General features: G+C 53.5%; 11 protein-coding genes. 6 read left to right on the forward strand and 5 right to left on the reverse strand.

The annotated features are described in order from the left end of the window. The 3 genes from AC5DDB_RS17075 to AC5DDB_RS17085 all read left to right on the forward strand — a co-directional run. On the forward strand, positions 1-217 hold a 217-nt coding region (locus AC5DDB_RS17075), incomplete at its 5' end, for a hypothetical protein (RefSeq protein WP_491740957.1). 961 nt (positions 218-1,178) lie between these two features. Further along, on the forward strand, positions 1,179-2,090 hold the full coding sequence (locus AC5DDB_RS17080; RefSeq protein ID WP_491740958.1) for a metallophosphoesterase family protein: 912 nt from the start codon (positions 1,179-1,181) through the stop codon (positions 2,088-2,090). Positions 2,091-2,107: 17 nt separating this feature from the next. After that, entirely contained in the window at positions 2,108-3,634 is a 1,527-nt protein-coding gene (locus tag AC5DDB_RS17085) for a sialate O-acetylesterase (protein ID WP_491740959.1), read from the forward strand. 189 nt (positions 3,635-3,823) lie between these two features. Here the strand turns inward: AC5DDB_RS17085 and AC5DDB_RS17090 are convergent, their stop codons facing one another. From AC5DDB_RS17090 to AC5DDB_RS17110, 5 genes are all read right to left on the reverse strand, one after another. Beyond that, the gene (locus tag AC5DDB_RS17090; protein ID WP_491740960.1) at positions 3,824-6,076 is read right to left on the reverse strand and encodes an alpha/beta fold hydrolase; all 2,253 of its coding nucleotides are present in this window, start codon (positions 6,074-6,076) and stop codon (positions 3,824-3,826) included. Between the two features lie 44 nt (positions 6,077-6,120). After that, positions 6,121-6,249 carry a hypothetical protein gene (locus AC5DDB_RS17095; RefSeq protein WP_491740961.1) on the reverse strand — a complete coding sequence of 43 codons (129 nt, stop codon included), beginning with the start codon at positions 6,247-6,249 and terminating at the stop codon, positions 6,121-6,123. Positions 6,250-6,400: 151 nt separating this feature from the next. Then, complete coding sequence (locus tag AC5DDB_RS17100; RefSeq protein WP_491740962.1) at positions 6,401-7,165, reverse strand: 3-keto-disaccharide hydrolase; 765 nt, start codon at positions 7,163-7,165, stop codon at positions 6,401-6,403. Between the two features lie 44 nt (positions 7,166-7,209). Beyond that, positions 7,210-9,342, reverse strand: coding sequence for an alpha-L-fucosidase (locus AC5DDB_RS17105; RefSeq protein WP_491740963.1), 2,133 nt, complete (start codon positions 9,340-9,342; stop codon positions 7,210-7,212). Between the two features lie 12 nt (positions 9,343-9,354). Further along, positions 9,355-10,344, reverse strand: a complete 990-nt coding sequence (locus tag AC5DDB_RS17110; protein WP_491740964.1) for an alpha/beta hydrolase fold domain-containing protein — start codon at positions 10,342-10,344, stop codon at positions 9,355-9,357. A 579-nt stretch (positions 10,345-10,923) separates the two neighbouring features. Between AC5DDB_RS17110 and AC5DDB_RS17115 the strand changes: the two genes are divergently transcribed. From AC5DDB_RS17115 to AC5DDB_RS17125, 3 genes are all read left to right on the forward strand, one after another. Then, positions 10,924-11,904, forward strand: coding sequence for a DUF1559 domain-containing protein (locus tag AC5DDB_RS17115; RefSeq protein WP_491741160.1), 981 nt, complete (start codon positions 10,924-10,926; stop codon positions 11,902-11,904). 225 nt (positions 11,905-12,129) lie between these two features. Beyond that, a complete protein-coding gene (locus AC5DDB_RS17120) occupies positions 12,130-12,597 on the forward strand; it encodes a hypothetical protein (protein WP_491740965.1) in 468 nt (155 codons plus the stop codon). Between the two features lie 98 nt (positions 12,598-12,695). Continuing rightward, positions 12,696-14,048 (forward strand): PhoPQ-activated pathogenicity-related family protein, encoded by a 1,353-nt coding sequence (locus AC5DDB_RS17125; protein WP_491740966.1) that lies wholly within the window; start codon positions 12,696-12,698, stop codon positions 14,046-14,048. Positions 14,049-14,102: the final 54 nt, after the last annotated feature.

Below are 14,102 nucleotides of genomic sequence, written 5' to 3' on the forward strand. Positions count from 1 at the left end.
CAACGAGATCGTACTGGCGGGTCGCAACCTTATCACAAAGCTCGATGAACTCCGCGCGGTCCAACCATTCGCCTCGCCCGGAGCTAGCGAAAACTTCGATTTCGCATGGCTCCGGAATGTTTTGATCAATCCAACTTCGAATCAAATCATCTTGATCGGTTACCGACCGTTCATCCTGTTTTCCCGGACGCGGATCACTTACCCGTGCGGGGATTAGGACGCGTAAAGGGCTGCTTTGGTTTGTGGATTGAACGTCTGACGAATTCGTCATCGAGATACCTCCAGAAGGAGATATCTGCCGCAATGATCGTTCGTCCCATTGGGACAAAACAAATGACAAAGGGCGAGAAAGCAAGACCACAAACGAAAACAGACGGTTGATTGCAAGTCCGAGCTGTGTAACAGCTTGTCGTCATAACCCGCTTGCACGCTGGACCTTACGCAACCCCCTCAGGTGAATCCCCCTCTCTCCGCTTTAGATGTTGATTTCAAAGGCTTTACGTCTAACGTTTCACGGAAAACCGTGAGGCGTTTTTTCGTTGAGACTCTTAGCCGGACAGTGTTTCCTGCGGCCAGCCGTGCAAATATTGTGCGGACAAAATCGCTTCACGTTCTGTCGCCCTGGCGGACGAACGGAGGGCCGACGAAGTGGAAGGGGCGGAAACCGCAACCGCTTTCGGCTGCCCGGTCCAACGTCTACGCCAGAGCAATCAAGGGCTTCCCCGGTTGGATCATGGAAGGCAACACCTGCGGGAAGATCAGGGAACAACACAACCACATTTCTACCCACCGCAACCGCTAATATTCTCCAAACGGAGTTTAATATTCTCCAAACGGAGTTTAATATTCTCCAAACGGAGTTGGCCAGCATCGGTGCCAGGAAGGGAGGCCAATCAGATCGCCGATGCCAAGTATGGTATGACGTATCTCGATCCTGGCGGCGGAGAATACATCTACGATGAGGCGAGCGGCTGCTGAGCCAAGCGTTAATCCAATGCACGCAGTGTGACTCTTGGATTGTTGAATCCGTCGAGACCGATCGCGTTCGGTGTTCTCGTTGTGAATTTGCGGTTAAGGCCAATCCGCCTTGCTGGCCAATCACTTTGAGAATGCGACAGGCATGATGTTATGATAACGGCGCCAATAATCCTGAGACATTCCCACGAAAGTCGTTAATCATGCCAATCCATCTGGCCACGTTGAATCGCAGGCGTTTCCTGCAAGCTGCTGGCGCGAGCGTGTTGTTGTACGGACGCGACGCGAACGCTGCCAAGACTCCGGAAGTCGAGTCCGATCTGGTTTATCTGCTGAACGACACGCATATTGGCGAGAAGCACCCGCCAAATTCACCTGTCCCGAGCCACCTGCGTCAGATCGTCACGGAATTGGTGAATCGACCGACGAAACCGGCGTGTGTGCTTATCAATGGCGATCTGGCCCTCAAGGATGGCCGACCAGGAGACTATCAGCATTTTGGCAAACTGATTCGTCCGCTTCAGGATGCGGGGATCGAGACTCATCTTACGCTCGGCAACCACGATCATCGGGAAGTGTTCTACGAAATCCTGCGCGAGCAACGACCGAAGACCCCGCCTGTTGAGTCACGACATATTGCCGTCGTCGAAACGCAACACGCCAACTTCTTCTTGCTCGATTCTTTGCAAAAGACGATGGTCACACCAGGCACAATTGGGGAATCGCAACTGAAATGGCTGGCTGCTGCCCTCGACAGGCTGAAGACGAAGCCAGCGATTATCATGACGCACCACAATCCGCGTCTTGGCGGTGATCCACTGCACTTTCCCGGCGGGCTGATCGACTCGCAAGAACTCTGGAAAATCATCGGACCACGCAAGTGGGTCAAGGCCTACATTCACGGACACATCCATGACCGCAGTTACGCGGAGCATCAGGGTATTCACATCCTCAACACGCCCGCGACGTCATATGTCGCCGATCCCAAGCAGTCGACGACCGGGTGGACGACGGCGAGACTCACTGCGAACGGCGTTACTCTCACAACTCACACCACCGATCCTCAACATCCATGGAATGGTGAATCCAAGACCCTGAAGTGGCGGTCGACATGATTGGGAGCAATCATTCAATGAACCGAATGACACGCTGTCTCTACCTGATCACCGCGATCGCTTTTCTCGCTGTGGGAGTTCGTGAAGCGTCGGCCGAGCTTCGTTTGGCTGGCATTTTCTCGGACCACATGGTTCTGCAACGGGATCAGCCGATTCAGGTTTGGGGCTGGGCGGACGCGGACAACATAGTGAAAGTCTCGTTCGCTGATCAAAGAGTGGCAGCAGTAGCCAGTGAGAATGGCGTATGGTCCGTCAGCTTCAAGCCCTTGAAAGCCAATGCCGAAGGAAGGCCCTTGCATGTCAAGTGCGGCGACCAGCACATTGTTATCAACGATGTCCTCGTGGGAGAGGTCTGGCATGCGAGCGGTCAGTCAAACATGGCGATGACCGTTGGGGCGATGGCGAAGCAGCTCGATACCGTTGCGATGGATATTGCGGCTGCTGAACTGCCTCAATTGCGATTCTGCCGCATCAATGAACCCGAGAGTCGTGAACCGCTGAAAGATCTGCGGCAGAAAGCAAACTGGAACGTATGCAGTCCGAGAACAGTCTCAGGCTTTTCGGGTGTGGCGTTCTATTTTGCGCGACGACTGCATGCCGAGTTGAACATTCCCATTGGCGTAATCGATTCCTCACGCGGCGGAACTCCGATCGAACCGTTTATTCCGCGGTCCGCTTTTGCTTCCCATCCGACTCTTAAGAAGGAGCTGGAACTCGGTGACCGGGAGTACCTCGAAGGAATCTGGAAGTTACCCGGCGGAGTTCGCGCCCGCGATGCCAACTGGTTACCGGGACGGCTATTCCATTCTCGTCTCGAGCCAATCAGCCGGTTCGCAGTCCGAGGAGCAATCTGGTATCAGGGGGAATCCAACAGTGGCGTGCAAGAAGATCCCCGCGACTACCAGCACAAGATGCGAGCGATGATCAATGGCTGGCGTCAGGCATTTGGGAACGAGAAGTTGCGGGTCTATTTTGTGCAACTTCCTGGCAGCGGTGCTGGGGAAGGCTGGCCTTATCTGCGGGAACAGCAGCGACTCGCCACCGATCTTCCGCATACGGGCATGGTGGTGACTGTGGACCTCGATGGTGCCGGGATTCATCCACCGAACAAAATTGATGTCGGCGAGCGACTGACTAGTTGGGCCTTGGCGAAGGACTATGGTCGGGCAATCCCGTTCAGTGGTCCGATGTTTGAACGACAGGAGGTCCAAGGAGGCAAGGTCATTCTGCACTTCAGGCATGCCGAGAGCGGTTTGATGGTCGCTGAGAAAGACGGCCTTGCGAAACCGTACGAGACTCCGGAAGCAGAACTGGCGTATTCTGAGATCCTGGATTCATCCGGTAACTGGCATCCAGCGAAAGCCAAGATCGATGGCAAGAAAGTTGTCGTCACTTCCGACGAAGTCGCATCACCGATCGCAGTTCGTTATGCCTACACCGTCAATCCGGAGAACTGCAATCTCTATAACCGCGAAGGTCTGCCGGCATCACCGTTCTGTTCGCGACCGGAGCTACTGATCTACGATCCCAAACTTCCCGAATAAGCCAACGTTTGTAGGGAGTAGGGATCACTGTTAGATGCGTTTTTCGTACCTCTCGAGTCCCGGTAGATGACCGCGTTGTGATTCGAGTTTCACTTCAGGATGCAGGCATCCGCTTTGTCGAAATAACCTTTCATTTCGTTTTGATAGGTTATTGTAGCCTGGTCTCCACGATAACGAGGCGAATCACACCTATTTCAATGTGTTCGTGAAAAACGTATCAGCGATTTGCATCGCCTCGTCAAACCAGGCTTGGTTTGTCAGAAACGCATGCGGAGCATCCTTGATCACAGTCAGCTCCGATTGAATGCCCAGCAGTTTCAGACGTGCACGAAACTGATCAGCGTGGGTACTGGGATCGTCGTTTTCACCCGTGATGATCCAGCAGGGCGGGTCCGTCTTATCGACGTGGACCAGCGGAGATGCGAGTCGATAAGTCTCGGGTATTTCTTGCTGTGAACCGCCGAGGAACTGTTGCCAAATCTCCTTTTCGCTTGAGATCTTTCGATTGCGATCGGACAGGAAATCCGTTTGTCCGCCCATCGGGATGACCGCTTGAATGACGCTGCTCACTTCTGCATTGCCGCCATCGCCTTCGAGTTCCTGCACGCCTGCCGACGTTGCCAGCAAAGCAGCCAGGTGACCGCCGGCGGAATGGCCAATCGCGCCGATCCTGTCCGGGGCGATGCCGTACTCCAGGGCATTCGCTCGCAGGAATCTTACGGCGGCCTTGCAGTCGTGAATGTGTGCCGGGAACGGAGCCTCGCCGCTGAGGCGATAGTCAATCGAGGCCGTCACGAAACCTCTCGCGGCCAGGGCCTGTGCGACATTGCGGAAGTGCAGCTTCTGGCCTTTACGCCAACCGCCACCGTGAATGCACACGATGGCTGGCAGAGTTCCCCAATTGTCCTTTGGGCGGTAGATATCCATCTCGAGTGTGCGATCGCCATAGCGGGCGAAGGTCACATCCAGCTTGCTGTGCAGCCGATCAATGATCTCCCCTGGAATCTCGGTTTTGCCATCAGTTCGACGGGGCGTCGCCTGTCCTGCCGCTCGGGCATCAAGCCGCATCTCTTCCTGAAACAGAATCGCCATGCCACGCAATTTGCGAATCACGGCGCCATTGCGGATAAGAGTCGATTCGCCTGGGTCTTTCGACAGGTCGTAAAGTTGAAGACTGGGATTCAAGTAAAGCTTCCAGTTCTGCCAACGCACCGCCGCCAGCGCACCTTGGCTGCCATGATAGAAGAACGCGTCGTTGTACTCCCAGCGTTTGATCAGCGGTTCCCATTCTCCAGGCGGATCCCAGCGACGACGCAAAGGCACTTCCGCATTCAGCGATTTTTTCAGGCCCGGAGCTGGAACAACTGCGGATTCCCCCTTCAGTAAAGGACTGACGTCGCGACCGTCGATGACGCGACCTTCGGGAATCTTGATCCCGGCCAGCGTTGCGAGCGATGGGTACCAGTCCATCGCGCGAATCACCGCCGCTGACTCCAAGCCCGTCTGCAGCCCGATACCTGGTCCCCATGCGATGGCCGGTACACGAATGCCGCCTTCGTACGTCGAGAGCTTACGTCCACGAATTTTCTGTTGCGGCGTACGACCAGGGCCTCGGCCGTTATCGGACGCATAAACAACGATGGTATTGTCTTGGATGTCGAGCCGCTTCAGTGAGTCAAACAGGCGACCAACATTGTGATCGAGTTCCTGGATCGCGTCGCCATATTCTCCCCAATTCGAAGTCCCTCGGAATTCTTCACTGACGCCAAGCGGATTGTGCAACATCGTGTGCGGCAGATAGAGGAAGAACGGCTTCCTCGCGTTCTTCTCCATAAAGGCGATGGCTTCGTCGGTGTAGAGCTTCGTCAATTCCGCCGGGTCGGCGGGACGCTTAACAATCGTGTCATTTCGCATCAAAGGAACACCCTTGTCGCCGAAATACACGACCTCAACCGGGTCCAGATTGTGCAGCAAACCGAAGTAGTGATCGAATCCCTGGTTGCGTGGCAGGAACGGCTCTTGGAATCCTAAATGCCATTTGCCGATGCAGGCAGTGGCGTAGCCGTTCTGTTGGAACAACTCCGCGAGAGTCAGTTCGCTAGGATGAATTCCTGACGCCGAGTCAGCGCGATGCACCCAGATATGATTGCCAACTCGCCTTGGATAACACCCCGTCAACAGTCCAGCCCGCGACGGACTGCAAATGGGAGCAGCCGCGTAGTAATCCGTGAACCGGATCCCCTCATCGGCCATTGCATCAATCCGCGGTGTCTTGACTTCAGTCGCGCCATAGCACCCGAGATCGTAGTAGCCTTGGTCGTCAACGAAGATAAAGACGATATTGGGTTTGGTGGTTGCCAGCGCGTCGGTAGCAACTACAGGAGGTGCGGTGACAAGAACGATGCCCATCACAGATGCGATGCTGGGTTTGAGTGATTGCATATCTACTGTCGATTCCTGTGCTTTCGGCTCAGTTGTTCGTCGGCCTAATAGGCTCGTATCGTGTCGGCCATCGCCTCTTCCTGGTCGTTCGAAATCGACCCCCATGCTGGGAACACTCCACCGGTGATCTCTTTACCTTTGCTATAGACACTGACCGGAAAAGGCTGAGGCACGGGAGTATCGCTGCTCCACGATTCCAAAGGCCAGCCGTGCTCGTCGATCGCTCCGACTGGACGATGAAACAACTTGCCAGCGTCTAGCGTCGAGTAGTAAGCCCAGAACCCGTTCGGACAGTTAAGTGAGTGTCTTGAGTATCGACGATGCCTACTTCTTCTGCTTGTCTTCAGTTGGTTTCTCAAGTATCCAGATGTTTCGAAACTGCACTTTCGAACCGTGCTCCTGCAGGACGATGGGTGAGGTCGGCTCTTCAGGGAACGCGGCGTACTTATTCCGACGTAATGACAGTTTGAAGTCATCATGAATCAGTTTGCCGTTGAGTCGAACCGTGACGCGGGCGGCTCCCTGCTCAGTCATAAACCCGTTCCGACCGATCTTTGCAGCTTGATACTCAAGGTCGACCGTTTGCCAGACTTCCGGACCGAGGGCAGCATTCACATCAGGAACACGAATCTGATAGATCGCACCGCAGTCGCCCATGCCTGGGCTTTTCTTGTCTTCGCTGTTGAGAATCTGCAGTTCATAAAGCGGGCCGAAGAAGACACCGCTGTTGCCGTCGTTTCCCTGGGGACAGCGAAATTCTAAGTGCAGTCGATAACTGCCGAACTTTTGCTTTGTGCATAGAAACTGTTTCCGTCGCTTCCCCTCGAACTCAAAAGCGATCTCCATCGCATCATCATCGACCAGCTTCCACTGAATTTCTTTTTGGTCATTGTTTGGATTGATCCACTGCCACGAGAACGGCGTCCAGGCGTCGAAGTTTGAGCCATCAAACAGAACGACCGCTCCTTTCGGTGGGGCAAGTCCGAGTGTTGATGTAGCGGAATCCTTGGCCATGACAGTTGTCGTTGCGGTCAGAAATGCCACGATCAATAACGCATCAATACGACTCACAACCTTTTGTTCTGACATGCCTCGGTTTCCGCGATAACTTGGAATGGATGTTGTAACCGCTTTCATGGGGAAGGCTCTCCGACTTCAACGGCTAGTTCCTGAAAGGCCGTGTTCTCGGCGATACCGTTTCGGACCACCGGCGAAACCGCCCAGACGATCCAACGAAATTTCCCCAATGACTTCCCATCGTCCGCGCGGAGGGATGCCGCTGTGAATTTTGCCTGAGGCTTACTGACCGTGTCGATAGTGCCGAGCGTAACATACTTCTTCAGATTCCAGCCCGGGTCTTTCTTGGCATCGCTGCCATACAGAACAATTTGTTGAGAGCCGCGAATCCCCTTCCAATTGTGTGACCAACTGGTGATCGCCGAGACAGGACGTACAACGCCCAGGTCCATTTTGTAGATGCCATTGCGAACATCATTCGAGAAGACCGGGCCGATTCCTTCCATGAGTTGCCCATCTGTCAGTAGCGCAATCGGATCATTGTTCGTCCTGCGATTTGCGATCACCGTGTAATCCGATTTTCGCGGAACCAGCCGCCGGAAGCCATTCGCTTCGTCCGTGGTTTCGATCACGACCGATGAACCCAGTAGATTTGATATCGCTCCCGGATCATGACCTTCGAGATCAACTTCTTTCGTCCCGCTGAGTGCCTTCGAAGCGTCCGTCTGGATCACATTGGGAACATGCTGATCACGATTGGTGACAACCTTAAAGACCCATGCGTATTGACTTTTCCCGAGTTTCCGTGGAGGTTGGATGTCGAGTCCGTTGGGGCCGATCGACCAATCCACTGCGGCGTGATACGGGTGGCCCAACAATTGCACGGATTTGATCCCTGACTTCCAGAAGTGAGCCGCGTCTTCGATCGTAAACGGGGACGTCGGTTCCTTGAGTTTGATCGCGTACAGCGTCTTGCCTTTCGTTGTGAACGCGAGATGTTCATTCTTCTGCTCGCTCACTTTCCAGTACCGAGTGCCGTAGATGGCTTCTCCATTGATTTCCAACCACTCCTTCATTGCCATCAGACGTTCCATCTGAGGCTCGGGAATCGTCCCGTCCGACTTCGGCCCGATGTTCACGAGGAAGTTCCCGTTGCGGCTGATGACTTCGATCATCTCGTGAATCACGCTTTCAATACTCTTATAGCGATCACCTTCGAGATAACCGAAGGACGTTCCAAACGTCGTGCAACTCTCCCACTTCGGACCGATCACTTTGAGTTTGAGATTATCTTTTTCGAGACAGCCGACTCCATCCGGCCAATTGCGGTTGCCGCCCTTATTGTTGACATAGACTTTCGCCCCGCGTGCAGCTCCGTCATTCATAAAGTCGGTGATCATGAGGCGACATTGATCATAGAAGTATTGAACTTCCGGCTTCGCCTGACCTGCTAGCACCTGGTTGCCGTCTCGCGTCCAGATCGGGATATCGTCAATCCACAAGAAGTCCGGCTGATACTTCGTCTGAATCTCTTTCCAGCGAGCCACATAGTCGTCGACAAACTCTTTTGACAGTCCAAACGGACCATACAACGATGCCGCTTCCGGCACTCGGCGAATCTCTTCGGCGATATCATCTTGAGGTTCGGCGTCGATGACATAAAGCTTCTTTGCAAAGAAGGTATCATGTCGCTCGCGGTGATACGACGGTGCGAACTTCAGTCCGTGTTTCTTCAAGGCTTTTCCAAGATCGCCGACCAAGTCCCGTTTGGGACCTTTATCCATCGCATTCCACGGCGTGAGATCGGAGTCCCAGTTCGCCCAACCGTCGTGATGTTCCGCAGTCATCACGCAATACTTGAAACCGACGTCCGCGAAAAGTTTCGCCCACGCTTCAGGGTCCCATTTCTCGGCTTTGAACTCAGAGACAATGTCTTTGTAGCCGAACTCCGGCGGGGTCGCTCCCCAGCGTTCTTTCATCCACGGATAGTAGTGCGTGGGATCCGCATAGATCATTTTCGGGACATGCTCGGAATAGCCACGGCCCCCCTTGCGGTAGCCGATAACGCTGTACGGTCCCCAGTGAATAAAGATGCCGACCTTGCCATCATCAAACCACGCGGGGACTGGCATCTTCTGAAGTGATTCCCAGCTGCCATCATACGGCGGTTCTGTCGCTATCGCGGTTTGCGACTGCAAACAGGCTAATGCCAGCAGGATACGTAAGAGCGGTTGGATAATCGGATTCATAACAGCGATCACTTAGTGTTGTAGCGAGTTCTGATCGACGAAGAATTGCACCGTGCGTTCGATGATTGTCTCACGAGGCGGTTCGATATCCGCATCGACTCGACGCCAATTGTGGCCGGAGTTTTTGACGATCATGACTTCGACCGGTGCCCCGACCGCGTCGGCTTTCTTCTTCATGTGATAGGCGTGCTTGACGGGAATGGTCGTATCTTTGTCTCCCTGAATCATCAGCAGTGGCGGGCTGTCTTTGCTGAGATAGTTGATCGGACTGATTTCCCGGTACCGAGTTTGCTTATCCTTGACGCCGGAATCGGATCCCATAATTCGAGCTTCGAACCGGTCACGAAAATTGGCTTGGTCGTCATGGTTGAACAAGTCGATCTTTTCGAAATCGCACGGGCCATACCACGAGACGCCAGCCGCCATGCGGTAGGAGACTTTGGAAAGAGCAGCATCGCCGGGTAATTGATCTGGTGATGCCAACAAAAGCATTTGAGCGATGTGGCCGCCTGCAGAGTCACCCATCACAAACATACGCATTGGGTCGATCCCGAGCGATTCGCTGTTCTTCGCAAGGTAGCGGACGGCGTCTTTACAGTCGATGACGCAATCCCGTATCGCGACGTTGCTGCCCTTCTTCGCTAAACGATAGGAGACTGGCGCCACGGCGAAGCCTTGTTGAATCAATTGCTCGAACACAATCCCAAAGGATCCGCTCGCTGCCTTGTATCGACTGCCGGCCGCCCATCCCCCTCCGTGTGTGAAGACGATCACGGGACACTTTTCGGAGCGATTGGTGGTCGGATAGTACAAGTCCAGCTTCAAGTCTCGTCCGGCGATGCTCTTGTAGGCGATTTCGAGTTTACGCTCGCCCCCGGTTTCCAGGTATTTCGTCTGTTGAGATCGACGTGCGACCTTCTTCTTGGTCCCAGTATCCTGTGCGGTTGCACTGCCGACCGTCAGGTTGGTCGTCAATGCGACAATCAATATTGTGATGGCCATGTTCGATTTCATCAGGGTATCACTCATCGTTATTTACTGACCGCAACATGGACCGGGCGAAAGAAACGAATTCCATCATCATCGCCGGTGATTCGAGCGTCAATCGAACGTCGCAGTTCCATACTGACAACTTTTCAGGAGAATAACAAAACGCAACGCGAGTTCTGCTTTCCTGGAGAACGTCTCAGCATTTCGAAACCTTCGTTGAGACGTCCGGTGACTACCGCGAGAGCGGATCGCGATCATTCAATTGGCCGGGCACATGTCATGCAGGAAGGCGGATCAATGCCTAAGCTTATGGGGCTCAATCGCGTGAAGGATCGATGAAATCCCTCGCGACTATAAAGAATTCGCGAACACGCAGAGGTTTTTCTTGATGAACCACGTACAGATTGGTACTTTCGAAGTGCATTCGCAACCAAACAATCAGTTCTTGAAGGACTTCCGCGGAACGTCATCGTGAAGGCCAATCGCAACATGTTCGGTGGCGATGAAACCATGCGTTCCGCTGAATCTCATTGCAAATTTTGACGTAGTCTCGGAGTAATCATGATGGGTCGCCAAAAGACACCTTGTGGGATGGTCCGTAGAGGATTCACGTTGATTGAGCTCCTGGTGGTGATCGCCATCATTGCCATTCTGATTGCCCTTTTATTGCCTGCTGTCCAGCAAGCACGAGAGGCTGCCCGACGAACCCAATGCAAAAACAATCTCAAGCAACTCGGACTGGCGTTGCATCAATATCATGACACCTATAACAGGTTTCCCTTCCCCTACATGTTGGGGAACGATTTAAACGTTTCGAGTTGGGGCACACAAATTCTTCCCTTTATCGAACAGGGCAATTTGTGGAATCAGTGGGATTCCAAGGTCCCGGCATTCAATGAAGCATCAGCCGCCGGTTTTCCTCCGGCTGCGGTTGCCCAGAACTTGCAAGTCATCGCGACACCGCTTCCCGCTTTCATGTGTCCATCGACGCCCGGCGATGCCGTCCATGACTACTCCCTGCCAGCAAATGCCGGTGGACCTGGTATTCCGCCTTTCGATCTCACTTGGACAGCGGCTCGTTCGGACTACTGTGCATCCAGTGGGGTTCGCGGGACTTTCGCTAGTATTGCGTATGCCGGAAACGCCGGAGGTCAACGGGGTGGTGTCCTCTCGGAACCTAACGAGTGTAACCGATTCGGTGATGTGAAGGATGGCACGTCGAATACCATTCTGCTCGGTGAACGCGTTGGCGGGAATCAAGTCTACCGAGGTAAACAAGTCGACCAAGCTCTCACATCTTCATTCGGACCGTCGCAAGGCGGAGCCTGGGGCGACTTCTTACTTGGCGAACATTGGCCCGAAGGTTCGCTGACCGACGGCAGCCCTGGTGGTGGCCCTTGCATCATCAATTGCACGAACATGCGTAGCACGGGCTTCATGAGTTTTCACCCCGGCGGAGCTCAGTTCCTCATGACTGACGGCTCCGCACGGTTTATCTCTCAAAATGTCGCATCGTCGACATTCGCCGGTCTGATCACCCGAGCCAAGGGAGAAGTCGTCGGAGACTATTAATTTAGGCTGTCACACGTCACTCTTGTTTCAACAGTTTGCGTGAGACAATGAGTTCTGACGACAATTACATGTCTCGGCTCGCGTGAGTGAAAACTTCATTGTCATCAGAAAAATTCTAACGCATCATCGGCGACGGAAGTGCTTGCACAACCATATCTCGGTTGGCTTGAAATTGATCGTTTCGCCTTCGTGGAATGGTTATTATTGAAAGACAAGGACCACAGGATGACGTTACTGGGTGTGAGACTTGAAAGAAGCATAACAAGCCTGGCTGTCGGGACTTGTTTGCTGCTGGGCATCGGTTGTGGAGGCGATGACGAGCCCTATCGCAAACCGACAGCACCGGTGTCGGGGGTTGTCACCATCGACGGGAAGGTGCCCGCGAACCCCGTCAAAATCGCGACACATCCGGTCGGGGGAATGGATCAGGAACACCCTTCCGTTTCTCATTGCATGACCGGTGAAGGTGGTAAGTTCCAAATCTCGACGTACGAGACCGGCGACGGCGTTCCCGAAGGCGAATACCGATTGACCTTTCAGGCCGGTCAAATGAATTTGGTCTCGAGAAGTTATACAGGCGACCTGTTGAACGGTCGCTACTCCGACCCGCAGAAATCCGAGTTCACATTAACCGTTGCCGGCACCGATCCGATCGACTTGGGAACGATCGATCTCAAAACCACGGCAAAATGAGCCAAGCTTTCTTGTGACATCCTCTTTGAAACTGACAATTCCATTTTCCCAAGCATCGACCATAGTTCTATTTTGCAGGAAAGTATTTCGGACTCGATATGCCAGCAAAATCCTTAGCCGTAATCACGATCGTTTTCTTGTGGTGTATTTGTTGCCGGACGGGCGACCTCCTTTCGGAAGATCAGGGCATAGCGACGGCACTCCACACATATGTCAACGCCGAAGACAAGAGCTATCGTTGGAATCTCGTGAAGTCGGAGACACTCGAGAACGGCGGTGGCCAGCTTCACACGTTGAATCTCGTTTCTCAAACTTGGCAAGGTATCGTCTGGAATCATGTCCTCGCGGTGTTTGAACCGGCCGAACTCAAATTCCCCGAGCATGCGATCCTCTTTATCACAGGGGGCCGCACAGGGAGTGAACTGCGTGACGGCGACAGGCTCATCGGTGCTCAGTTGGCGCAACTGACCGGGGCTCGTTGCTTAATGCTGCTACAAGTCCCCAATCAGCCATTATTAGGGGATCACTTTGAAGATGACTTGATCACAGAAACGTTCTTGAAATATCTCGACACCCACGACGCGAGTTGGCCGCTATTGTTTCCCATGGTGAAAAGTGCCGTTCGTGCTCTTGACGCCGCCGCCGAGTTTTCGAAGGAAAGCAGCGGGCATACGTTAAACAAGTTCGTCGTCACAGGAGCTTCAAAACGGGGGTGGACAACCTGGCTCACTGCTGTTGTCGAACCCCGTGTTATTGGCATCGCTCCGATGGTCATCGACACACTGAATTTTTCGCGACAAACCAAGTACCAGATCAAGGTTTGGGGGAAATATAGTGAGCAAATCAAAGACTATACCAGCAAAGGGCTTGTCAAACTGATCGAAGAAGAGCCTCAGAATCCTTTGTTCGGCTGGGTCGACCCCTATACCTATCGCAAGCAGTTAACGCGACCGAAGTTGTTGATCAATGGCACGAACGATCCTTATTGGGTTGTCGATGCACTCAACAATTACTGGGACGATCTTCAAGGCGACAAATGGATTCTTTACATCCCGAATGCCGGGCATGGGCTGAAGGGTGGTCACGAGAAAGTTGTTCGCACAGTTGCGGCCTTCACATTGCACCAGATGACGCAAACTCCGTTGCCGAAACTTAGTTGGGATTTTTCCGAAACCAACGATAGTCTTAACCTTCAGATCCAAAGTTCCTCACCGGCAAAAAACATTGCTTTGTGGACATCAGAATCGGAAGACCGAGACTTTCGAGATGCTCAGTGGTCTCAGGTAACCACGCAACCAGATAAAACTGGCAAGTATCACTTCTCGACAGCGCTTCCGACCAAGGGATATAAGGCGGCCTATGGAGAACTCGAGTTCACGATTCATGGCGTCCCGTATTCCCTCTGCACGCAGATTCTTCGCACCCCCTCCATCGATTCACCTGAAGAATAGCAGCGAGGTTTGTCGAATCCTCATGCCTAAGTGTCTGCATTGTGAACACAGAAG

This window comes from Thalassoroseus sp. (genome assembly GCF_984380535.1).